Source organism: Polymorphospora sp. NPDC051019 (assembly GCF_040683055.1).
Classification (GTDB): Bacteria; Actinomycetota; Actinomycetes; order Mycobacteriales; family Micromonosporaceae; genus Polymorphospora; species Polymorphospora lycopeni.
The window spans coordinates 304,058-327,546 of sequence record NZ_JBFBCH010000007.1 but is presented as its reverse complement, the minus strand read 5'-3'; the positions used below and the strand labels follow the sequence as shown (position 1 = coordinate 327,546).

General features: G+C 71.1%; 14 protein-coding genes, 2 tRNA genes and 1 pseudogene. 9 read left to right on the top strand and 8 right to left on the bottom strand.

Features of this window, described 5'->3' with window-relative positions; all coding sequences use genetic code 11:
* Positions 1–1,766, bottom strand: a pseudogene (locus AB0M79_RS16310) (hypothetical protein); the annotation flags it as partial.
* 173 nt (positions 1,767–1,939) lie between these two features.
* Positions 1,940–5,023: a LamG domain-containing protein gene (locus AB0M79_RS16305; RefSeq protein WP_364213562.1), complete on the bottom strand. Its 3,084-nt coding sequence runs from the start codon at positions 5,021–5,023 to the stop codon at positions 1,940–1,942.
* Between the two features lie 998 nt (positions 5,024–6,021).
* Here AB0M79_RS16305 and AB0M79_RS16300 point away from each other — a divergent pair.
* Positions 6,022–7,386, top strand: a complete 1,365-nt coding sequence (locus AB0M79_RS16300) for a site-specific integrase (protein ID WP_364213559.1) — start codon at positions 6,022–6,024, stop codon at positions 7,384–7,386.
* Between the two features lie 142 nt (positions 7,387–7,528).
* On the opposite strand, the gene AB0M79_RS16295 is transcribed toward AB0M79_RS16300, so the two are convergent.
* A tRNA-Arg gene (locus AB0M79_RS16295) sits at positions 7,529–7,601 on the bottom strand.
* Between the two features lie 35 nt (positions 7,602–7,636).
* A tRNA-Ser gene (locus AB0M79_RS16290) sits at positions 7,637–7,727 on the bottom strand.
* Between the two features lie 189 nt (positions 7,728–7,916).
* Between AB0M79_RS16290 and AB0M79_RS16285 the strand changes: the two genes are divergently transcribed.
* The 5 genes from AB0M79_RS16285 (at position 7,917) to AB0M79_RS16265 (ending at position 13,937) form a co-directional block, all read left to right on the top strand.
* Positions 7,917–8,174 carry a carboxypeptidase-like regulatory domain-containing protein gene (locus AB0M79_RS16285; RefSeq protein ID WP_364213556.1) on the top strand — a complete coding sequence of 86 codons (258 nt, stop codon included), beginning with the start codon at positions 7,917–7,919 and terminating at the stop codon, positions 8,172–8,174.
* A gap of 78 nt (positions 8,175–8,252) precedes the next feature.
* On the top strand, positions 8,253–9,431 hold the full coding sequence (locus tag AB0M79_RS16280; protein WP_364213553.1) for a carboxypeptidase regulatory-like domain-containing protein: 1,179 nt from the start codon (positions 8,253–8,255) through the stop codon (positions 9,429–9,431).
* A complete protein-coding gene (locus tag AB0M79_RS16275) occupies positions 9,401–9,967 on the top strand; it encodes a hypothetical protein (protein WP_364213550.1) in 567 nt (188 codons plus the stop codon). Before AB0M79_RS16280 ends, AB0M79_RS16275 begins: the two co-directional genes overlap by 31 nt.
* Before the next feature lie 198 nt (positions 9,968–10,165).
* Positions 10,166–12,526 (top strand): carboxypeptidase-like regulatory domain-containing protein, encoded by a 2,361-nt coding sequence (locus tag AB0M79_RS16270; RefSeq protein WP_364213547.1) that lies wholly within the window; start codon positions 10,166–10,168, stop codon positions 12,524–12,526.
* 94 nt (positions 12,527–12,620) lie between these two features.
* Positions 12,621–13,937 carry a hypothetical protein gene (locus AB0M79_RS16265; RefSeq protein ID WP_364213544.1) on the top strand — a complete coding sequence of 439 codons (1,317 nt, stop codon included), beginning with the start codon at positions 12,621–12,623 and terminating at the stop codon, positions 13,935–13,937.
* A gap of 58 nt (positions 13,938–13,995) precedes the next feature.
* Here AB0M79_RS16265 and AB0M79_RS16260 read toward each other — a convergent pair whose 3' ends face one another.
* On the bottom strand, positions 13,996–14,769 hold the full coding sequence (locus AB0M79_RS16260) for a CPBP family intramembrane glutamic endopeptidase (RefSeq protein WP_357534929.1): 774 nt from the start codon (positions 14,767–14,769) through the stop codon (positions 13,996–13,998).
* A 235-nt stretch (positions 14,770–15,004) separates the two neighbouring features.
* Here AB0M79_RS16260 and AB0M79_RS16255 point away from each other — a divergent pair, with 235 nt between their 5' ends.
* The gene (locus tag AB0M79_RS16255; protein ID WP_364213541.1) at positions 15,005–16,120 is read left to right on the top strand and encodes a globin domain-containing protein; all 1,116 of its coding nucleotides are present in this window, start codon (positions 15,005–15,007) and stop codon (positions 16,118–16,120) included.
* A gap of 7 nt (positions 16,121–16,127) precedes the next feature.
* Here AB0M79_RS16255 and AB0M79_RS16250 read toward each other — a convergent pair whose 3' ends face one another.
* Positions 16,128–17,774 carry a peptide deformylase gene (locus AB0M79_RS16250; protein ID WP_364213538.1) on the bottom strand — a complete coding sequence of 549 codons (1,647 nt, stop codon included), beginning with the start codon at positions 17,772–17,774 and terminating at the stop codon, positions 16,128–16,130.
* A 371-nt stretch (positions 17,775–18,145) separates the two neighbouring features.
* Here AB0M79_RS16250 and AB0M79_RS16245 point away from each other — a divergent pair, with 371 nt between their 5' ends.
* Together AB0M79_RS16245 and AB0M79_RS16240 are read left to right on the top strand one after the other, a co-directional pair.
* Positions 18,146–18,943 carry a ferric iron reductase gene (locus tag AB0M79_RS16245; protein ID WP_364213535.1) on the top strand — a complete coding sequence of 266 codons (798 nt, stop codon included), beginning with the start codon at positions 18,146–18,148 and terminating at the stop codon, positions 18,941–18,943.
* Positions 18,944–19,417: 474 nt separating this feature from the next.
* Positions 19,418–20,125 (top strand): class I SAM-dependent methyltransferase, encoded by a 708-nt coding sequence (locus AB0M79_RS16240; RefSeq protein WP_357534936.1) that lies wholly within the window; start codon positions 19,418–19,420, stop codon positions 20,123–20,125.
* 97 nt (positions 20,126–20,222) lie between these two features.
* Here AB0M79_RS16240 and AB0M79_RS16235 read toward each other — a convergent pair whose 3' ends face one another.
* Both AB0M79_RS16235 and AB0M79_RS16230 read right to left on the bottom strand, forming a co-directional pair.
* The gene (locus AB0M79_RS16235) at positions 20,223–20,774 is read right to left on the bottom strand and encodes a YbhB/YbcL family Raf kinase inhibitor-like protein (protein WP_364213531.1); all 552 of its coding nucleotides are present in this window, start codon (positions 20,772–20,774) and stop codon (positions 20,223–20,225) included.
* Between the two features lie 90 nt (positions 20,775–20,864).
* Positions 20,865–23,486 (bottom strand): CHAT domain-containing protein, encoded by a 2,622-nt coding sequence (locus AB0M79_RS16230; RefSeq protein ID WP_364213625.1) that lies wholly within the window; start codon positions 23,484–23,486, stop codon positions 20,865–20,867.
* Between the last annotated feature and the right edge of the window lie 3 nt (positions 23,487–23,489).

Below are 23,489 nucleotides of genomic sequence, written 5' to 3'. Positions count from 1 at the left end.
GCGTTGGTGCCGTCACCCGGGGACGGGAACGAGTGCGTCAACGTCCACGAGTCGACGTCCTGCCAGTCCGCGGGGGTGACCGAGGTGTTCCAGACCCTGGTGGTCACCTTCGCCAGGCGCTTGGTGCTCCAGAACGTCGGCGAGTAGTTGGTGCCACAGGAGGTCGCGGACTGGGCACACTCCTGGTCCCAGGGCACGTCCGGCCACCGGGTCGCGTCGTGGGTGCCGCAGTTGGACAGGCAGCGGTCGTCCGGTTCGAACAGGACCTGGGCGATCGGGGTCGTCGAGCGGTCACCGGCGCCACGGTCCCAGGTGCCGTATTCGATCCGGCGCAGCACACCGCCGCGGTCGTAGGAGACGGTGTCGGAGCTGGTGAGGTTCGCGGCGTACTTGTTCAGTTCCTTGTCGTACCAGTACGAGTTGGTGTTGCCGTGCGGGTCGATGACGTAGTCGAGGTTCCACCGCCACGCCTGCATGCAGTGCGACGCCGCGAACGTCGACTGCCGGCACGGTTCACCGGTGTGGTTGCCGTAGACCCGGGTCCGCCAGGTGCTGTTCGTGTCGCTGGTGTGCCCGGCCGGACGGTTGAGACCGAAGAAGTACTGCACTCCGTCGGCGTCGGTCACCTTCCAGTGCTCACCGTCGTTGTCGTTGTTCGGCGCGCCGGTCAGCTTCTCGATCCGCGACCCGTCCTCGGTACGGCTGTGCCAGCCCTTCCCTGCCTCGAAGATGAGCTCGGTGCTGCGCCCGTTGAGGCTCATCGTGGCGTTGTCCGAGCGCCAGCACAGGTCACCGGTCTTGACCGTGTTGTTCGCCGAGCCACCCATGTCCTCCGAACAGGGCACGTAGCGGCGCTCGATGAACCCGGGCGTGTACTCGAAGCCCTCACCGATCCACGACGGCTGGTTGTTCGTGGCCTCGGACCGGCCGTCGACGCTCGACGAGGAGTACGACAGGCCCAGCCCCGGGGTGGGGCCGGCGATCCCGGGCGGCAGCCGCATCGGGTACGTCCAGGAGAAGTCGCCGGTCGACCCGCCGGCCGACCACGACGACGACGCCTGCAACGGGCTGGCCGCGAAATCCCCGCCGGAGCCGGTGGGCCCCGCCATCAAAGCGATGGTCATAGCGGAGCCGGCGGCCGATCGTGCCGCCGGGGGGACGTCGACCTGGGCCGAAACCATGCTCAGGGCGGTGTCGTTGACCGACCGCAGCGGCACAACCTGGCAGCCGGCCGGCGCTGGGTCTTCCAGGGCGCAGGACGGCACCTGCCACAGCCGCAGCCGCGCCGCCCAGTCACCACCGTAGGCGTACCTGAACTTGGAGTAGTCCACCGAGACCTTCAGCGGCGCCTCGTCGGCCGCCGCTCTGGCACTCGCGTCGTCGGTGGCCGAGACACGCAGCAGGACGGCAGCTTGCCAGGCCTCCGGTGTCGCCTTCCGGTCGAGGACGTCGACCGACACCCGCGCCGGCGCCGGCCGGTCCGGTGCCGCCTGGTCCACCCATACCGGCAGCGACCCGACCTGCACCGCCGCCGGCTTGCCGGTGACCCGCGCCCGTTCGGCGCTGGTCAGCTCGGCGGTCGCCGATCCGCTCGGCCAGACCGGCTCGGGACGTTCGACCGGCTCCGGCAGGTTCTGGGTGTACGCCTTCCCGCTGACCTCGTAACCGTGGTCGTCCAGCGGCTCGGACTGACCGACCAGCGGAGCGGGAGCCGGCTTCGGCGCGTACGCCTGGGCCGGTGAGGCGGTCAGCAAGGAGGTGACCATCGTCGCCGCCAAAGCTGCCGAGAGACCCCACCGTGTGCGGCGCACGAATTTCCTACGCGCCGGGGATCGCCCAACGCTGCGATCGAGACCGTGACCGACCTTCACAACGTCCTCCGGGTGTCGAGGGTGCGCAACGAAGTCCACGTGCCGGCGGCGGCCGGCGATCCGACGAGTCACTGGAGCTGCTGTTCGTTGAGGCTGGCGACGCCGCCTTGCGTCATCGCACCCTGGTAGATGTAGATGTCATCCACCGCGCCGCCGAGCCAGTCGACGGGACCGGTCGGGGACGAGCCGCGACCGACCAGCATCGGGCCCGCGGCGTGCCAGGGCGAGAACTGGGCGTGCATCGGCGCCTCGTCCAGCAACACCCCATCGACGTACAACCGCACCTGCTTCTCCGAACGGTCGTAGACCGCGACCAGGTGGTGCCAGTCGGTCGGATCGACCGCCGCGGCGACCGCGACCGAGTTCCGGGTGTCGTCGTTCTTGTTACGCCTGATCGAGAACACCCACTGCCCGCCCGAGTCCGGCCGGAAGCCGAGCGTGAAACCGCTGTACGAACCGGGAGTGGAGTCCTGGGCGATGACGGTCTGCGCGGTGGCGGTGTCGTTCAGGCGCACCCAGGCCGACACGGTGAAGGATCCGTCGGTACGCAGCACCGGCCGGTCCTCCCACACCGGCGGCTGGCCGGTGTTGGCGGCGTTGCGTTGCGACCGCCCGAACTCCTCGGTCGCGATGCCGTAGTTCGGATCGGCCTCATCCTCGATCCAATGGGACGAATCCAGGAGCATCCCCGTGCCTCGGTGCCCCAGGTTGGCCTGGGCGCCCTTGCTGAATGCCAGCCGGCGGCCCCAGCCGGTGCCGTCAGGCACGTCGCATTCGACGATGAGCGGGTCGTAGCAGGACAGTGCCTCCTCGAAGTCCCACCATCCGACATGCACGGGCGCGACGATGCCCGGCTCGTCAAACCCGCCGGATCCCGGATCGGTGGCGAGCTGGCCGGTGAAGTCCTGGTCGACCAGAACCCGGTCGAACAACTGCACCCCGGCGATCTGCCCCGCGAAGAATGCGGCGTTGTTGCCGGACCAGCGGCCCCGGCCCACAACGATCTGCCCCGCGTCCCAGCCCGCACCACGAGAAGCGAGCCAGGAAGCCGACGGGCTGTGCTCGTCAACGAGAACACCATCGATGTACAGCTTCAGCCGACGCTCGACCGCGTCGTACGAGGCCGCCACGTGGTTCCAGTGGTCCGGGACCGCAGCGACCGGCGCCCGCACCTCCACGAGGCCGGCATCCGAGGCGTCCCGGTCAGCCACCCGGAACCACCACTTGCCCTGCCCGCACTCGAAACCAAGGAAGAACGCGCTCACGTGCACGCCGTCCGCCGACACCGCCGTCCGGTTGGTTGAGCAGTCCAGGTCGTTGACCCGCAACCACGCCGCAACGGAGAACGACTTCGACGTGTCCAGTGCGCTGCCGGACGCCGTCGCCAGCGTCGTGAACCCGTTGAAACTCGACGACCTGCCAGCCATCAGCCGCGCGTCATTGAACCAGGTCAGATCGGTGGCCGTCAGCGGCGTATTGCCAGCCCGGATCGGTTGCCGGTCAGCGAGTGCCGCTGTTTCCTCGGTCCCGCGGCCGGTCTCCAGGCCCCATTCGGCCACCGCTGGGGAAGGCCGGTTCACGATGAACTCGTACGTCTCGTGATTGCCCTTGTTGGCGGTCGCGTCGATCGCATAGGCATAGAGAGTGTTCAGGCCGTAGTGCGGCGGGACGACGATGACGGTGGCCGACTTCGTCGACGTCCCGGTCGCGGTCACCGACATCGCGGCGAGGTCCGTCCAGCCGTAGCGGAACGACACGACATCCGACTCCGGCGTCGACAGCGTGAACGTTCCCGCCTCGCCCGGGCCGCCCGGCGACGACACGACCGAAATCGTCGGTGGCACCGGCGCCGTCGTGTCGATCATGAACTCGCACCAGGGCGACCAGCTACTAGTCGCGTTGTACGGTGCGGGGTCGGTGCCCCGGGCCCGCCAGGCGTACCGTTTGTTGGCCTGCACACCGGACAGTGCCGCACTGTGCGCCCGACCGTTCGCCACGACCGAGACCGACGGCGGTGCCGGCTTGCGGGGCGTGGAGTCGTTGTAGGCGCCGCCGCTGGGAACCTCCAGCCATTCGAATGCAGCGGTCAACGACTGGGTGGTGTTCCGGTCGGGGAAGACCGCGGACAGCGAGGGTGTCATCGTCCCGATCGACAGCGGGCCGCTGCCACAGGCCATACCCGCCGTCTGGAGGCCGTGCGGCGTGTCCGGCCTCCAGTTGTAGTCGACGAGGAGCTTGGTGTCGCCCGCTATGAACCTCTTCCACCGGCCTTGCACACCCTCGTTGGTACCGTTTTCGTCACACGCACACAGCCCCACCGACACCTGGGCCGCCCGGCTCGACGCGTGGGAGCTGATCAGCGCCGTGACCCTGGGGTCCATGAAGTTGAGGGTCATGTCCGGCTGTGGATTACAACCGTTTCCCTCGGCGGCGTTGCCGTTCTTGCTGCCCAGGTACTTGTTCATCTTCGGCGCCCAGTTCGTACGCGGCGACGTGAAGCCCGCGGTATGCCACAGGCTGACCGGGGTCGGCGTGCACGCGTACGAATGGTCGAGGTTGGTCTGCACGTAGGCGCCAAGAACCTGCGCGCCAGCGATCCCACTCAGCTTGAAGTCGAAGTAAGAGCGGTAGAGCCGGCCGTCGAAGGGGCTACGACCGACGCGGGCCGATGAGTTGTCGTTGTTCCCCTTCGGGTCGCTGGCCCACGCCCACTTCGACTGTTCGACCTCCCAGGCTGGGTCAACGTAGACCGGGTAGGCCGCATCCGCTCCGAGCAGGCTGGTGTCCGGCGTCAGCACGAGATCCCCGCTGTCGAGGGAGACAGCGACCGGCGCGACGGCCGCCGCGTCGCCCGGCCCGGCCGCCGACGAGCCGGCCGGGCCCCCTTCGTCCTGCTCCGACGAGCGATGCTCACCGCCGATGGCGGTGGAGGAGTCCCACATCAACGCACGAGCAGCGGAGGCGATCAAGACATCGTCGGCGGTAGCCCGCAATCCGCCGTTCCGGTCGGTGGCCACGTCCACGCTGCCGCCGAGGCTGTACCGCAACTGACGGACGGCCGGGTTCGCGGCCGCCGTCGCCGTCTTGACCACCAGCACATGGGTGAAGCCGGTCCTGGTCGCCCGCCCGACAAGGTCCACGTCCGGCAACACCGACGGGTACGTGACCGTGTCCCCGGAAACCGTCGGCGTCGGGAGCGCGGTGGGCCAGGACAGGGACATGGTGTGCCCGTCGCGGGCGAGCGAGATGAACGGCGAGGTGCCACCGCCGGAGAACGCCACGTCGGCTACCGCGGCCACCGGGCGCCACCGGCCGTCGGTCCCCTGCTGCAGGGACAGGTCGATGCCGTCCCAGGACCCGTCGGCCCGGCGGACCCGCTGCGGCTCGATCGCGGCCTCGTACACCATCCCACCCGACGGCTGCGCTACCTTCTGCTCCAGCTCCGTCATGCTGGATGTCACGGCAACGGGCGTGTCACAGGCGATCGCCATCTCCACCGCTTCACGCTCCGACGGCGCCTCCGTGGCACACGTGGGTGGTACGACGGCGGCCTCGCCGCGATCGATCGGACCAACCCCGAGGCCGGCCGGGAGCAGCACCATGGCAACCGCCATCCCGGCCGCCACCGCAGTTCGTGGGATCGGGCGCGAACGACGCCCTATCACCGCTACGCCACGTGTCGATGACGAAGAGTGACGCATTTGGGGCGCACTGATCCCCGGCTGGCTTGCAGTCACCACGTTCCCCCGCTGGTTGGCTGATCGAAGCGAGGGAATATTCGGGGAGCGCCATCGGCAGTGTCAAGATCTACGACGAAGATCGATCGAAACTGCCGTCACGAATCACGATGTAAGGGGAGGCTTCCGCCGCTATCGGCCTTCCAGCCCTCAGAACGGCCGCCCGACTTACACCGAGCGCATAACGGACATGACTCAGCGTCACGCGGAGGATCGTTGTCGAGTTCTACAGCAGCTACGGCGTGTAGAACTTCAGACCAGAAGTCCGCCAGTCCCGTACCTCGGCCCGCCGGGCCCGCACGCTGCCGCGATGGCCGTGACGGTTCGCCTCGCTCAGTCGGGTGACTGGCAATCAACTCCGCGGACACCAACGCTCAGGAGGAACATTCCAGCAAGTCGGAAGGGAAGGCGTCATGGCGAATCGGGGTGTGATCTTCAAGCGGTGCGGATGCCGGGACACCAGCGGAAGACGGCTGGAGAAGACCTGCCCGCGGCTGCCGGAACCGCGGCACGGCAGCTGGTACTTCCACTGCTCCGCCACCAACATGCTCGGCCGCTCCGAACGCGTCCGCCGGGGCGGCTACCCATCCCAGGCCGCCGCCCGACGGGCGCGCGACGAGTGGCTCGCCTCGACCGATGCCCAGCGCACCGCCAGCGGCTGGACCGTCGAGCGGTGGCTGCGTCACTGGCTCGACCAGCACACCGGGATCAGGGCGACGACAAGGCTGCACTACACCCGCGACGTCGAGCGTGTCCTGATCCCCCACCTCGGCCGTTACCGCCTGGCCGACCTCGACGCCAGGCTGCTGCGCGGCGCCTTCGACCAGATCGCGGCCACCACCAACGCCAAGGGCCTGCCCCAGTCACCCTCGGCGATGCGGCACCTGCGCACCACGCTGCGCGCCGCGCTCAACCTCGCCGTCAAACTCCAGCTGATCGAGCTCAACCCCGCCCGGCACATCGCGGTCGCCGGCTACCGCACACCCCACGCACAGGTCTGGACCCCCGACCGCGTCCACGCCTGGCAGCAGACCGGCACCCATCCGCCCGTGGCGGTATGGACCGCCGAGCAACTCGGCGCCTTCCTCGACACCGTCCGCGACGACCCGCTGTTCGCGTTCTGGTGGCTCACCGCCCTACGCGGCCTGCGCCGCGGCGAGGGGTGCGGGCTACGGTGGACCGAGATCGACCTCGACCACGGCGTGCTCTACGTCGAACGCAACCGCACCACCGCCGGCTACCAGGTCGTCGAAGGCGACCCCAAGACCCCCGCCGGCCGCAGGCCGGTCGCCCTCGACCGGCACACCATCCAGGTGCTGCGCGACCACCGCCGCCGCCAACGCGACCAGCGGACCCGGCGCCTGGCAGCCGGCAGGACATGGATCGACTCGGGATACGTGTTCGTCCGCAAGGACGGCAGCCCCATCCACCCCGGCTACGCCAGCGGCCGCTTCCGACTACTCGTCACCCGCACCGACCTGCCACCGGTCCGACTCCACGACCTACGACACGGCGCCGCGTCCCTCGCCCACGAAGCCGGAGCCGACCTCAAAACCCTCCAGGAGCTACTCGGGCACTCCAGCATCGTGGTCACCGCCGACACCTACACCAGCGTCCTACCACTGACACAACGACGCAGCGCCGACGCCACAGCCCACCTGGTCCTCACCGCCGCACACCGCACCCGCGCCAAAATCCGCAAACAGGCCCGAGACAACCGACCCAAACGCCGACCAGCAACAGACACCTCGACACCCAAGAAACGCGAAAAGCCGTAGGTCACCAAGAACCGAACCACACAGCCAACACAGAGAGTAGCGACACCCGAGTGGCACCCGCATGACACCCATCGTCCACAGGAGATGAAAAGCCGAAGGCGCCCAACCCGTGTTTCCACAGGTCAGACGCCTTTCGATCTTGTGCGCCCGAAGGGACTCGAACCCCTAACCTTCTGATCCGTAGTCAGATGCTCTATCCATTGAGCTACGGGCGCTGGTGCCTGGGCCAGTCTACACACCGGTCCGAGCGCGGAGACTCCGGGATTCGAACCCGGGAGGGGCTTTAAGACCCCAACCGCATTAGCAGTGCGGCGCCATAGACCAGACTAGGCGAAGTCTCCCAGGTGGCCCGTAGACCACCGCCGACCGAGAATACAGTGCGCCCACCGGACGGGGCAAAGCGACTATCCTGCGCGCGCCGATCATGGCACCCTGGGGCACCAAACCGACACATACCGCCACCATGGCGCCCCGGGTCCCCTCACCCCCAAGGGACGTACGTGCGCAGATTCTCATCTGTCCGAACAACCGTGATGGTCGTCGCGGCGCTGGCCGCCGCGACCGCGATCGCCTCTCCCGCCGTGGCCAACCCCACTACTGGCTCGATCAGCGGCATCCTGACCACCAGCGGCGGGGCACCCAGCCCGCACGGGTCGGCGACGCTCTGGACCGTGGACCAGGACTACGTCGACCACGCCTCGATCAACCGGAGCGGCCGTTACGTCTTCTCCGGTGTCCCGGCCGGCAGCTACAAGATCGAGTTCCGCACCCAGGACAACCTTCGGTAGTGGGCCCACCAGAAGTCCAGCTTCCAGGCTGCCGACGCGATCGTCCTGGATCCCGGTGAGGCCCTCGTCGTCGACGAGGTGCTGCGGCCGACCGGCTCGATCCTCGGGCGGCTGACCGGGTCGAACGGCGCACCGGTGGCGTACGCGTCGGTGACCGCGATCGCCCCGGGCGCCGACTTCGGCTACGGGGACACCGACCAGAACGGCAACTACCGGATCCCGGCGCTCTTCCCCGGCGACTACAAGATCGAGTTCCAGCTTATGGGTGGTTTCCGGCAGTTCGCCCACCAGAAGCGGACCCTCGACGCGGCAGACACCTTCACCGTGGTCGCCGACCAGGACACGGTCGTCGACGACGTGCTGCTGCCCACCGGCTCGATCGCGGGCCGGTTCCTCGATCGCTCCGGCAGCCCGCTGCCGGATGTCAGCGTCGAGGTGAGCGGCGCCGGTTCGACGAGTTGGGCGACCACCGACTCGACCGGGGCGTACCGGGTCGACGACCTGGCGACCGGCGACGACTACCGGGTGGCGTTCAGCGACCAGAACCGGACGTGGCGGCAGTACGCGACCGGCCGTACCGGCCCGCAGGACGCCGACCGTTCCCCGGTCACCGACGGCGGCACCACCGTCGTCGACGACCAGCTGCTACCCGCCGGCGGGTTGGTGGTCACCAGCCGCGACTCGGTGACCGGCCTCCCGGTTTCCGACTACTGCCTGTATCTCGAGGGTGCCGGCAGCCGGAACCTGTGCACCGACAACGGCGGTCTGTCGTTCACTGATCTGGCGCCGGGCACGTACAGCGGCAGTGCGGAGACGGCCGGCGACTACCTGCCCCAGTCGGTGCAGGTGACGGTACGGTCCGGGGAGACCGGCAGCTGGAGATCGTCTTCGTACGCGGCGGCACGATCACCGCCGCGGTCACCGACGCCGCGACCGGCACCCCGCTCGCGGACGCCTGCATCACGGTGGCGAAGGCCGGCACCGGCGTGCTCCGCCCCGACGGCCAACACTGCACCGACTCGACCGGCACGGTCTCCGCCCCGCGGCTGGCGCCGGGTGACTACAACGTCTTCGTCAAGGCGCCGGACGGCAGCGGCCTCGGCGCGCAGTGGGTCGGCACCTCCGGCGGCACCGGCGACGCGGTCACCGCCCGCCGGATCACCGTCACCGGCGGCGCGACGGCGACCGTCGCCCCGGCGCTCGACCCGGCCGGCACGATCACCGGTGTGGTCCGCAGCGCTTCCGGCGGCGGCCTGATCACCAGCGGGGTGGTCGCGCTCTACCCACACGATCACTCCGGCGACGGGGTCGTGGGCACCGCCGTGGACGGGCAGGGTCGGTACACGATCGACTGGCTGGGACCGTACCGGTGGCCGCTGGTCTTCGACGTGCCGGACCACGCCCGGCAGTGGTCGGGTGGCACCGGCAACCGCCTGCTGGCCCAGAAGACCCGGGTGACGGCCGGGGCGACCGCCACGTACGACGTGCACCTGCGGGTCGGCACGGTGGTCACCGGGGTGGTCCGCGGCCAGGCCGGCCAACCGCGTCCGGGCGCGAGTGTCTACGCCTACAACGCGGTCACCGGCGAGGAGGTCGGCCGGGGCGGCGGTGACAGCGGCTACCGGATGCTGGTCGTCGGTCCGCAGCTCATCAGGATCAAGAGCGAGGTCCACAACGGATACGGGCACGACACCGTCTGGTACGACAACGACGGCTCCTTCGCGGCCGCCCGAACGGTGCTGGTCTCCGGCACCGGCACCCGGACGCTGGACATCGTCAACCCGGTGAACTGACGCTCACGGATCTGCCGGGCCGGCGGCCGCCGGCCCGGCAGAGTTCCAAGTGTTAACCGATGACCACCGATAAATGGCCCCCACCGTACGAAGTGGATCAACTATCCTGCGCGAGCCGATCATGGCACACGGGGACCAGACCGTCACACTATGTTGCCGGGCCACGTCCCCGGACCTTCCTTCCCCTCGAGGATGGCCGTGTACAGAAAACTGCTCCGCTCGGTGGCCATCGCGAGCATCGTGGCTCTGACAGCCACGGTCGCGCTCGCGTCGCCCGCCACCGCCAATCCCACCTTCGGCTCGATCACCGGCACCCTGACGACCAGCACCGGCACCCCGGCCACCGGGGTGCGCGTCACGCTGCTGACCACCAACCACCACCACGTCGCCGAGGTCGGCGTGAACGGCCAAGGCCACTTCACGTTTCCCCTGGTACGACCCAACGTCTACAAGATCAGCTTCACCAACCTGGTCAACCAGGTGCAGTGGGCCTACCAGCAACGGTCGTTCGACACCGCCGCCGAGATCACCGTGACAGCCGGCACGACAACCGTCGTGAACGACTCGCTCCTGGCTCCCGGCACAATCACCGGACGGCTGACCGACGAGACTGGGGCGCCGCTCGCCGGCGTCTGGGTCAGCGCCCAGGGGTCGGACGGTTCCTTGGGCGCCAACACCGGCCTCGACGGCCGCTACTCGATCTCGCTCTTGCCCGGGACGTACCAGGTGGAGCTCTATCTCGGCTCCGGCTTCACCCAGTGGATCCCGCAGCAGGAGCACCAGCACGACGCCCAGGTCTTCACGGTCGAGCCCGGCGGCACGGTGGTCGCCGACGACACGGTCGCCCCGACCGGATCGATCGCCGGCCGGGTGATCGACGCCGGCGGACAGCCTGCGGCGAACGTCCCCGTCAGAACGCGGTCGACCACGACTGGCAGCGGCCCGAGCGGGTGGACCGACGACAACGGCGATTACCACATCCCGCGCCTCTTCCCCGGGAACTACAAGATCCAGTTCCAGCTTCCCAGCGGAGCGATCCAGTGGGGGCACGGCCAACCCGCCGAGGATTACGCCGACACCTTCAGCGTCACGGTGGGCACCCAGACGACCGTGAACGAGACGCTGCTCGCCACCGGGGCGATCGCCGGCCGGTTCGTCGACAAGACCGGCGCCGGAATCGGACACGCCGAAGTCATCGCCTACCCCACCTACGGCGACAGCGCCTACACGATGACGGACGAGACGGGCGCGTACCGGTTCGACGACCTGATCGTCGGCGACTACAAGGTGTCCTTCGTCGACCCGACGACCGGCCGCCGCCAGTACGCGTACGGGGTCGGCAACTCAGAGGACGCGGCGACGATCGTGGTCCAGGCGAACGCCACCGCCACCGTCGACGACACCCTCATCGACGGTGGGGAGCTGCGGGTCACGGCGACCGACTCCGGCACCGGTGCCCCGCTGACGGCGTTCTGCGCCCACCTCGAGGGGCCGTCGTACGGCTACGAGTGCACCACCAGCTCGGAGATCCTGTTCGACGGCATCGCTATCGGTCGCTACATCGTGTCGATCAATCCGGCCCCCTCCTCGCTGTACCTGGACGGCAAGGCGCAGGCGACCGTCACGGCCAACGCGACCACCGACGTGGCCGTGCCGGTCACGCTCGGCGGTGCGCTCACGGCCATGGTGAGCAACCGCGCCACCGGGGCACCGGTCGCCGGCGTCTGCGTCGCCACCGTGGCGGCCGGAACCGCCCGGCTTCCCGACGGCGAGCCCCACTGCAGCGACGGCGCTGGACAGATCGACATCAGGCCGCTGGAGCCGGGCGACTACCACATTTTCGTACGCCCCCGGGAATCGACCGGCCTCGGTGCGCAGTGGCTCGGCGCGAACGGTGGCACGGGTGCCGCGAGCAGCGCGAAGCGGATCACCGTCACGGCGGGCGCGACGACGGCCGCGCCGGCGGTGCTGCTCGATCCGGCCGGCGCCATCACGGGCGTCGTCCGCGGTGCGGACAACACACCGCTCGCGGATGTCGGCGTGGCGCTAACGAGCATCCACCCCGGGCTCGGCGGCAACTACCCGCGTACGGACCAGAACGGGCGTTACACGGTCAGCGGCCTCGGCCCGTACGCCTGGCCGTTGTTCTTCATGGACCACCAGCATGCCCGGCAGTGGTCCGGGGGCACCGCGAACCGGATGGTCGCCAAGAAGATCCAGGTGACCTCGGGTGCGACTGCCACCTACGACATCAGGTTGAAGACCGGCACCGTCATCACCGGTTCCATCCGGGACCGGGCCGGGCAACCGGTGCCCGACGCCTACCTGATGGCACACAGCGCACTGACGCAGGACATCATCGGGATCAAGTGGGAGAACGGCGACACCTACGAGATGCGGGTGCTCGCACCCGAACTCGTCAAGGTCTGGGCGCTTGCCTACGTCGACGACCAAGAGGTCGAATTCTGGTACGACAACGGCACCGACTTCGCGAGCGCGCGGACGGTCGCGGTGCCGGCGCAGGGTCGGACCCTCGACCTGGTCGTGCCGATCAACTGACGGTGACGGTGTCCGGGCCGGCGGCGGTGACGCGTCGCCGGCCCGGACGCTTTCAAGAGGTGTACGCCGGCCAGCCCGGATAGGCTTCCTGGTCATGGAACAGCCGCCTGCCGAGCCGGCCGACCGCAAGCCACGCAAGCGCACTCCGAAGGCCGCGTTCACGCCGGCCGAACCGACCGGGACGGCTGCCGCGCCGGCGCCGCGGGCGCGGAGAGCGAAGGCGGCAGCGCCGGCCGTCCTCTTCCAGCCGCCGGCCGCCGGGACCACGAGCGGCCGGCGGGCCGATGCCCGGGCCGACGACAGCAGGGACACCGGCGACGGGGCCGGCTCGCCGGACGTGCCGGCCGCCCGGACGCCGGCATCCAACGAGGGCGCCGGTGACGGTGCCGGCACCGACGCCGCGAAGCGGCCCGCCCGCAAGACAGCGGCGAGGCGCACCCCGGCGAAGACGGCGACCACGGCCGCCGCGAAGAAGGCGAGCCCGGCGAAGAAGACGGCCGCGAAGAAGACAACGGCTGCGAAGAAGGCGGCCGCCACGGAGAAGGCGACGCCCGCGAAGACCCCCCGCCGCAAGGCGGCACCGGCTGACGCCGACCAGCCCACCGACCGGCAGCAGCCGGCCCCCCGGGAGCCCGTCGAGCAGCAGCCCACCGGGCAGCACGTCAGCCCGGAACCGGCAGCCTCCACAGAGGTCACCGACCCCCGGATCACGGACCGGGCCGGCGACCCCGCCCCGGTGGAGATGACCGGCCGGGCACCGGAGGCGACGGTGCGCCGTACCGGGGAGGGAGCGGGACCGGCGACCAGCCGGTTGGTCGACCACCCGGGGTTCGCACCGGAGTTGTTGGCCCTTGCCGCCGTACGGCGGCAAGGGCCGGCGGCGGCCGCGTGGGCGGAGCGGCTGCGGGCGGAGTATCCGACCGCGACGCCGGACGGGCTGGCCCGGCTGGCGACCCGGCGGTTCGTCCGGCTGGCCGGGGCGGGCGGGGCGGTGTCGGCGGCCGCCGGGCTGCTCGCGCCGCTGGCGGAGCTGGCGGCGGTCGCCTGGACGCAGACGGACCTGGTGCTGCACCTCGCCGCCGCGTACGGGCATGATCCGGCGCATCCGGACCGGGCGGTCGAGTTGCTGGTGCTGACGCAGGTGCATCCGGACGAGACGTTCGCGCGGGCGGCGCTGGACGCGGCGCTCGGTGCCCGGCCGGACGGGCGGGTGCCGGCGCGGCGGGCGGCGGAGGCGGCGTGGCGGTTGGCGACGCCGTTGGTGGCGCAGGCCGGCGGCTGGCTGGCGTTGCGGCTGGCGGCGCGGCTGCTGCCGGGTGCGGCGCTGCTGGCGGCGACGGCGGGTGACTCGGCGGCGGCGCAGCGGCTGGCGGCCCGCGCGGTCGCCCGCTATCGGGTCGGCGCCGCCTGACCTCTGACACCGCCTGGACCGGACCGCGTCCGGCGCCGGCGCGGGCCGCGCGGGGCCGTCAGAGCCAGTCGAACCACTCGCGGGGTAGTAGGGCGTATCCGACGAACGCGAATATGTCCAGCACCGCGTGCGCGACGATCAGCGGCATCACCCGCTTGGTACGCAGGAAGAACAGCGCGAACACGATCCCCATCACCACGTTGCCGACGAAGGCGCCGAAGCCCTGGTAGAGGTGGTAGGTGCCGCGCAGCACCGCGCTGGTGAGGACGATCAGCTCGATCCGCCAGCCAAGGTCGCGTAGCCGGGTGATCAGGTAACCGACGACGATGACCTCTTCGAGGATCGAGTTCTCGAACGAGGCGAGGATCAGCACCGGCACCGCCCACCACAGGTCGGGCAGGGCGGCCGGGACCAGGCTGGCGTTGACGCCGAGCTGGGCCGCGACGAAGAAGAGCCCGATGCCGGGCAGGCCGATCGCGGCGGCGAGCGCCGCGCCCCAGCCCAGGTCGGCCCAGGGTGAGCGGGCGTCCAGGCCGAGCAGTCGGCGCGGGTCGTCGCGGTCCCGGTTGAGCAGGTGTACGGCGAGCAGCACCGGTACGAGCGAGAAGAGGATGCCGAGCAGTTGGTACGTCAGGTCGAGCCACGGCCGGGCCGACTGTGACGCGTTGAGGGTGGCGGTCTGCTGCGACAGCGGCCGGTCGGCGGTGAGCCGGGCGGTCAGGCTCACCATGGCGTAGATGGCGGACTGGCCGAGGGAGAGGCCGAGGACGAGCAGCACCTCGGTGCTGATCGTCCGCCTCGACAGCGGCGGCTTGACGAGATCCACGCTCACCCGATCACTGTGCCGGACGACCCTGGAAAACGGGTCGGCGGTCCCTCGTTTTGGTCCATTCCGCCGCCGACCATAGGCATGACGGCCTCACATCGCACAGTCTGTGCGATAACTCCTCACGTTCTGTGCCCAATCTGGAGTCACGAGCTACAACGAACGACCACCCACCCACGGAACGCAACCTAGTCCCCCAGGTGCGCGGCACCCGCCGCCGCCGTCACTGAAGAGGGCGTCAATGGGTAATCTCTCGCGACTGCTCAAGGAGAGCTGGACGCTCGTCGAGGAGCAGCAGGACAAGGTCGCCGGATACTTCTACGCCCGGATGTTCCTGTCCAACCCGGAACTGCGGAACCTCTTTCCGGTGACGATGGACGTGCAGCGGGCCCGCCTGCTCGGCGCGCTCGTCACCTCGATGCAGTTGGTCGACGACCCGGACCGCTCCGACGAATACCTGCACGCGCTCGGGCGCGACCACCGGAAGTTCCACGTGAAACCCGAACACTACGAGGTCGTCGGGTCGGCGCTGTTCGAGGCGCTGCGGACGTTCGCAGGTGAGCGGTGGGCGATCGAGTACGACCAGGCGTGGCGGGACGCCTATCAGGTGATCTCGGCCCGGATGATGGCCGGCGCGGCGACCGACACCAATCCGCCGTACTGGGACGCGGAGGTGCTGACCCACGAGCGCCGGGGGCCGGACGTCGCCGTACTGACCTGCCGGCCGTTGCAGTATCCGCTGTCGTACCGGGCCGGCCAGTACGTCAGCGTCGAGACGCCGCGGCACCGGCCCCGGCTGTGGCGGACGTACTCGATCGCGAACGCGCCGGACGCCGACAACACGCTGGAGTTCCACGTGCAGGCGGTCGGTGCCGGCTGGGTGTCCAGTGCGCTGGTCCGCAAGGTACGGCCGGGGGAGCTGCTGCGGGTGGCGGCGCCGATGGGGTCGATGACGCTGGACGCGTCGTCCACCCGCGACATCGTCTGCGTCGCGGGCGGCACCGGGCTGGCCCCGATCAAGGCCCTGGTGCAGGAGCTGACCCGCTACAACCGCACCCGCTGGGTGCACGTGTTCTTCGGTGCCCGCGACCGCGACGGCCTCTACGACCTGGCCGAGCTGAACCAGTTGGCGGCCCGTTACCCGTGGCTGTCGGTGGTGCCGGCGTGCAGCGACGACGAGGGCTTCACCGGCGAGCAGGGCAACATCTCCGACGTGGTGGCGCGCTACGGGCCGTGGGCCGAGCACGACTTCTTCGTCTCGGGTTCGGCGCCGATGGTCCGGGCGACGCTGCGTACGCTCGCCGAGTTGCAGGTGCCGTCGATCCGGATCAGGTACGACAGCTTCAGCGACGGCTGAGCCCGCCTCAGTAGTGCCAGGGGCGGCCGGTCTCGCGGTATTCCTCGACCGGGACGAGCGGCACGTCGGCGGCCATCCGGTCGTCGTAGAGCCGGCCCTCGAGGTGGTCGATCTCGTGCGCGACCAGGCGGGCCATGCCCTGCTCGAACGAGGTGATGATCCGGCTGCCGTCGGCCCGGGCGTGTTCGACGTCGATGCGCAGCGGCCGGGTCACCAGGCCGCGTACGTCGAAGAACGACAGGCAGCCCTCGTACTGCTCGTCGGTTTCGGCGGAGGCGTCGACGACGCGCGGGTTGAGCAGCACGACCGGCTCGGCCCCGTCGGGCGGGCGGACGATCGCGGCGGACCGGGGCTGGCCGATCTGCGGGGCGGCGAGACCGACCCCCTTGCTGAAGAGGTGGAGTTGGTCGACGCGGGCGAGGGCCTCGCGGAGCCGGGTGACGACATCGTCGGCGGTGGCGGCGTCGGTGGGCAGGTCGAACGGTTCGGCGGCGTGGCGGAGCAGTTCGGCGTCGCGCTGGACGATGCCGGCCGCCCGCATGCGGTCGCTGGCCCGGGCCGGCACGGCGCCCGGCGTCTCGGCCGCCGGCACCGCCCCGTCCGCCGCCGCGGCCCCGACGGTCGCCGGCGCGGCGGCCGGCCCGTCGGTGGCGGGTTCGGCCGGGTCGGGCGCGGTGGAGCCGGGGGCGGGATCGGCCGCGGCGGGGTCGGCCGCCGCCTGGGCGCGGAACCGCCACTCCAGCCGGTAGCGGGCGTTGAGCAGCGGCTCCTCGGTCGTCCAGTCGACGTGGGTGCGGCCGTCCTCGACCCGCCGCTGAAGGGGCGTACGCAGTGGCGCCTCCTCCGCCGACAGCGAGGTCTCGACCCCCCACACGTGCGGGTCGAGCCGCTCGGGGAAGTCGAGGCGGACGGTCAGCTTGCGGGTCGGCACGCGTACGGCGCGCTGGAACCACTGCCCCCACTTCTCCTGCCCGACGGTGTAGCCGTATTCGATGGCGACGCGTTCGCCCGGGTAGAGCGGGAAGCGCCCTTCGGCGTTCTCGAAGAGCAGCCACACCTCTTTGAAGGCGTCCCGGTCGTGCTTCTTGCGCCAGTGCATCGGCTCGCGGGTGGGCGGGTCGCCGCAGTAGGCCCGCAGGTCGAGTTCGTCGAAGGTCAGCGGCCGGTCGCGGTGGTAGCGGTTGGACAGCTCGGGGTCGTGCGGGTAGCGGTCGACGGCGACCCGGATGAGGTAGCGGGTGACCGGTTCGGTGCCGGCGTTGTAGAGCGCCCGGCGGATCACGCAGCGATAGGCGCCGTCCCGGTAGGACAGCGTGGCGACCTCCTGTTCGACGATGAGGCCGGTGCCGGGCGGCAGCCACTGCTCGGGTACGGGCGGGTCGCGGTGTGCCGAGCCGGGGGCCCGGGCGTGGCGGAGTTCGTCGTACTGCTGGAAGCAGCGCCAGATCGCGCCGCCGGCGCCGAGTACGGCCTCGGCCCGGCGGGCGAAGTCTTCGGTGGGCCGGTGTCGGCGGCCCTCGACGTGGCTGACGTAGGAGGGGTCGAAGCCCATCCGGGCGGCGAGCTGCTTCTTGGTCATGCCCCGGTCGACACGCCACCGGCTGAGCTCGGCGGCGAAGGTGTCGGCAGCCCGTTCGATGGGCGAGATGGTCATCGCACGTCCTATGGGCCGGGACCTTCAAGTCTCCGTTCTGACTCGCCCAGCCGGGCATCAGTGCCTTGTTACCGACATAACTATTGACAAAGGCGACATGCGCCGATGACCGTACGGCCAGATTGATCGACGGCCGGTCCGGGTACCCCCACCCACATGGCGACGAGCCGCGAAACGCCGGATACCGAGAGTGGCGATTGTGGCGTCAACACGCCCCGGTCTGGTTAGGCTAGCCTTATCGCGCTATCGTGAGCCGTCCGCGCAGGTGGCAGGGGGATTCTCAAGGTGACAGGCAAGACCGTGGGACAGGGGCCGGCCCTGGTCACACCCGCCGCGTGGAACCTCGCCCACCCCGGAACCGGCGACCCAGCGTGACCGCCACCGTCGACCTCCGCACCGCTCCCGGACCGCTCGGCCCGGTGACGGCGACGCTGCGGGCGACGTTCGGCACCGACGACCTGCCCGGCCTCGCGCCCGGCCTGCTCGTCGACGACGAGCGCGGCTGGCTGCCGGCGACCGAACTGGTCGACGGCAGCCAGCTGCCGCATCTGCTCGACTCGGCCCGGCGGCGCTGGGACGGCTCCTCGCACGCCGCGACCGCGCTCGTCTGGAAGGCGTACGTCTACTGGCTCGCACTGCCGGCGGTCCTGGGCTGGGCGTCGGCCCGCCGGGTGCCGCTGCCGCACCCGTCCGACGTGCTGGTACGCGTCGACGACGACGGCCCGCTGGTCACCATCGGCCTGCGCCGCTCGACGACGATCGCGGTGCTGCCCGGCGACCCGCTGGCCGTGGCCGGGCTGCCCGAGGTCGTGGTGGTCGACGGCGAGGCCGAACTGCTGGCCGCGCTGCGCACCGCGTTGGTCGACGACCACGTCACGCCGATGCTGGACGCCATCCACGAGCGGGTCCGGCTCGGCACCCGTACGCTGCTCGGCTCGCTGGCCTCCGGGGTGGCGCACGCGGTGCTGCGGGCGGCCGACGCGCTGCCGGGCTCCTCGGCGCAGACGATCCGTACTCTGCTGGCGACGTTCGACGTGGGCGATCTGGTCGACCTGGTGCCGGGTCCGAACGGCGAACTCACGGTGCAGCGGCGCACCTGCTGCCTGGCGTTCACGTTGCCCCGGCCGAAGGTCTGCGCGGGCTGCTGCATCCGGTCGGAGCGAGCCTGACCCGGGCGTCGGTTCGCTCCGTGCCGCCCCGGTCCCAGCGACCAGATCGACCAGATTGTGATGCGGATCACAGATCAATGTCGACCGGCATAGCCACCAAATCGCCCACCGGCGGACACCACGCAGCGACCCTCGCCGATTCCAGCCCAACGGCCTCTTGCGTAGGGGCAACCGGTGTGATGATCTCCCCTGGCGACATGTCACGGAAACGTGACGGAAACCTGCTCCCTGAGCTGCCCGGCTCCCGCAGGCGCAAAAGTGGTAACCAGACCGTAACGGACGTAGTCCCCGAGAGTGACGTAGGTAGGCCAAAGCTGGCCGTATGATGGCCATATATCAGCCTTTGGCATGGGCAAACATGGCCCAAGTCGAACATTCTGCCTACATCAGACCCTGACTTTCCTTACGGTCGCTCTAGATGGTTCACTCTTTCGGTCCCGGGCAGATCAGGTTCAGAGCGTGAGGAATCTACGCATGACACAAATTACGGGGGATCAGCGAGTCCAATCAGAGGTCCTCGAAGGCCTCGCCACCGCCGTAAACCACCGGCGCTGGTTTGTCAACCTCGCCATCCCCCACCTCGGTGACAACCCGATCGAAATCGGCAGTGGGCTGGGCGACTACGCCCTGGAATGGGCCAAGCACTTCGACCGCTTCACCGCCACCGAAGCCGACCCGGACCGTCTGGTGCTGCTCAAGGAGCGCATGTCCGCGGTACCGAACGTCGAGGTCCGCCAGATGCTGCTGCCGCACTCCGAGCACGGCGACTACAGCGCCGCGGTCTCCTACAACGTGCTGGAGCACATCGAGGACCATGTCGAGGCGCTGCAGAGCATGCGCGACCTGGTCCGGCCGGGCGGCAAGATCGTCCTGATCGTGCCGGCCTTCCCGTTCGCCATGAGCCCGGTCGACATCGCCACCGGGCACGTCCGCCGCTACACCAAGAAGACGATGCGGGCCGCGCTGGAGGATGCCGGCCTCACCGTCGAGAAGCTCCACTACGCCAACGCACTCGGCCTCATCGGCTACTACATGGCGACCAGCGTCTTCAAGCTGACGCCGAAGGAAGGCCCGATGGTCAAGGTCTACGACACGTTGGTCCTGCCGACGACGAAGGCCGCCGAATCGCTGGTGCGCCCGCCGTTCGGGCAGTCGGTCTTCGCGGTCGCCCGCGTCCCGTAACCGGCCGCCGGACCGGCCCCGCCGGCAGCACATCCGACACCGACGCGCCGGTCCCGGCGCCGTGGCACGGCGGCCACGGCGCCGGATCAGCGCCTCGCTACTCCTTGACCGCGAACGTCGGCCGGATCGTCGCCCGCGCCAGCGTGTGGAACGCCAGGTTGAAGCCGACGACCGCCGGCGTCGACTCCGGCGACACGTCGAGCCGGTCGACGTCGAGCGCGTGCACCGCGAAGACGTACCGGTGCGGCCGGTCACCGGCCGGCGGCGCCGCACCCCCGTACCCGTGCGAGCCGTAGTCGGTGCGGACGCTGAACGCGCCGCCGCCCGCCACGCCGCCGGCCGTCGCCTCGCTCCCGGCACCCCGGGGCAACTGGGTGACCGAGACCGGCACGTTGACCAGGACCCAGTGCCAGAAGCCACTGCCGGTCGGGGCGTCCGGGTCGAAGCAGGTCACCACGAACCCCCGGGTCTCGGCCGGGAAGTCCGACCACGCCAACTGCGGCGACAGGTTCTCCCCGCCGACGCTCAGGTGCGCGAACTCGACGTCCATCGGCTCGCCGTCACGCACGTCCTCGCTGGTCAGCGTGAACGACGGCACGGGTGGCAGCAGGTCGTACGGATCCGGGGCGATCGGGCGCTCAAGACTCATGAGGCTTCCTTCCGTTTGGTGTGCGCTCATGGGTTCATACCCCATCGCGCGCCGGCCGCGCGTACCGAACCGCCCGCGCGGCGGTGCCGGTCAGCCGGCGCCGAAGCAGACGAACGCCGCCGCGGTCGCCGACCGCTCGTCGAGGGTGCCGTCCATCTCCGCCTGTGCCGCGGCCAGCGCGGCCGCCGCACCGCTCCCGCCGGCCAGCCGGCGGTGCAGGTCCAGCATCAGTTCGAGGGTGGCCTCGTCCTGGGCCGGCAGCACACTGCCGAGCACCGTCGCGGTCCCGACCCCGAGCAACGCCGCGGCCAGCCCCATCAGCTCGTCGCCCGGATGCACGGTCGACAGCCCGGACTCGCACGCCGACAGCACCACGACCGCCGGCGGGCGGGCCACCTGCTCCAGGTCGTAGACGGTGATCGGCCCGTCGGCGAGCCGCAGGTAGGAGAACATCGGGTTGTCCGACCGGAACCCGCCATGGGCCGCGACATGCGCCAGCGGGGCGCCGTCGAGCGCGGCCAGGACCGGTTCCGCGCCCGCCGCCGCCCCGACGAACACCTCGGCCGGCGCGAGCGCGTCCGCGAGCCGCCGTACCTCCCGGTCGGCGTGCGTCAGCCCCGGCCCCGCCACCAGCAGCGGCCGCCCGCCCGGCGGCGCCCCGGCCGCCCGCGCCGTCGCGTCCAGCCACGCCGTCGCCGACGGCGCGACGCTGACCGCACGCCCCCGGCAGGTCGGCAGCAGCGCCCACGGCGTCGCGTGCAGCAACCCCACCGGTACGACCACCAGTTCGCCGTCCCCGAGCCAGCCCCGTACCGGCGCGAACAGCGCCCGGTCGAGCTGCTCGGCGGCGTGCCGGGCGCCCTGCACGGCGGCGGACCGCGACGCCGGCCCGCCGTGGCGCAGCACGATCCGGCGCAGCGCGAACCGCAACGCCTCCAACTCCGCGACCACCCGGTCCGTACGCCCCAACGGCCGGCTCCGGAACCGGCCCCGGTGCACCACGATCACGTGCAGCTCGCCACCGATGTCGATCAGCTCGAACAGGGTGCGGTCGGCCAGCTCCCCACCGAGGCGGGCGAGCAGGTTGGGGGACCGGCTGGCCGAACCGCTGCCCCGGGCGTGCCAGCTCCGCCGCCGGATCCGCTCCTCCAGCGCCCGCCGCTGCCGCCACAGCGCGTTGACCCGCCCCGCCGGCACCCCGGAGTCCGCCTCGGCGACCGCCCGACGCAGCTCGGCGAGGTCGGCGGCCAGCGCCGGCTCGTGCGGCGGCCGGGCCGGCGGCAGCCGCAGCGCCGCCGCCTTCCACCGCTCCGCCCACCACAGCACCGACCGGGCCCGCCCGGTCTGCCGGGCCAACCGCAACCCCGTCGCGGCAAGGTCGGTGGCATAACTGGCGGCCAACGTACGCAGCTCGGTCGCGCCCAGCGCGGCCCGGTAGGTGTCGAGAATCCGGGCCCCGGCCAGCAGCGCCCGGCGGGCACCGGCGGCATCCCCGACCGCGTCGCGCAGCAGGGCGGCGGCGTGCCAGGCGCGTACTCGCAGCTCCGCCGGCCCGTTACGGCCGGCCGCCAGCACCAGCCGCAACTCCTCGGCCCCCTCGGCCCGACCGGCGGCCAGCCCGGCGGCGTAGAGGCGGGCGTCGAGCGCGGGCGTCGGCCATCCGGCGGCGGCGAGTTCGGCGGCCACCTCCCGGGCCCGGCGCAGCCGCCGCGCCGGCGCCGTCTCGTCGGCCGCCCGCAGCGCCGTATATCTGGCCAGCGCCGCCCACGCCGGCCGGCCCTGGCGCACGAAGGCCCGGTAGGCGGCCGACGCGTGCCGGCGGGCCGTCCGGCGGTCACCGCCACCAATCGCGACCTCGGCCAGCATCAGCCGCGCCTGTGCCTCGTAGAGCCGGGTCCGGCCGGCCCGGGCCGCCTCCAGCGCCGCCTGCGCGACATCCCGGGCCTCGGGCAGCAGCCGGGCCCGCAACAGCAGCTCACCACGGTCCATGAGGGCGATCGCGGGACGGCCGTTGCGGGCGAAGTACTCGTCGGCGACGTCGTACCACCGCAACGCCCCCGGCACGTCACCGGCCTGCGCGGCCACGAACCCGAGGTTGTGCCGCACCTGCGCCACCGCCAGGTGCTGCCCGAGTTCGTCGTACAGGCGCTCGGCGGCGAACAGGTCGGCCTCGGCCTGCCGCAGGCTGCCCCGGTAGGCGTGCAGGACGCCGCGGTTGGTCAGCGCCCGGGCCTGCCAGAGCTGGTCCCCGGCCCGCCGGAACGCCGCGATCGCACCGGTGTAGCCGTCCATCGCCTCGGCGAACCGGCTCAGCCGGTCCAGCGTCAACGCCCGCTGCATGCCCAGCCGGGCGGCGGGCAGGCCGTCCAGCGCCGGTGCCGCCTCGTCGAGCTCACGCAACGCCTGGCCGGGCCGCCCCACCTCGGCCAGGACCAGCGCCAGGCTCATCCGCGCCTCGGCCGTCCGCTGCGCCAGCCCGGCCGCCCGCGCCACCCGGGCCGCCCGCCGCAGGTGCCGCAGCGCCGTACCGGAATCGTTCAGCTCCCGGGCCGCCAGCCCGAGCGCCCGCTCGGCCGTCGACTCGGCGTCCCGGTCCCCGGCCCGGCGCGCCTCGCGGCGGGCCTCCACCGCCAACCTGCCCGCCTGCCGCGGATCAGCGGTCACCAGCCGCAACGCCCGCTGGGCCGGCCCGTCCCCCAACGCCCCCTCGATGGC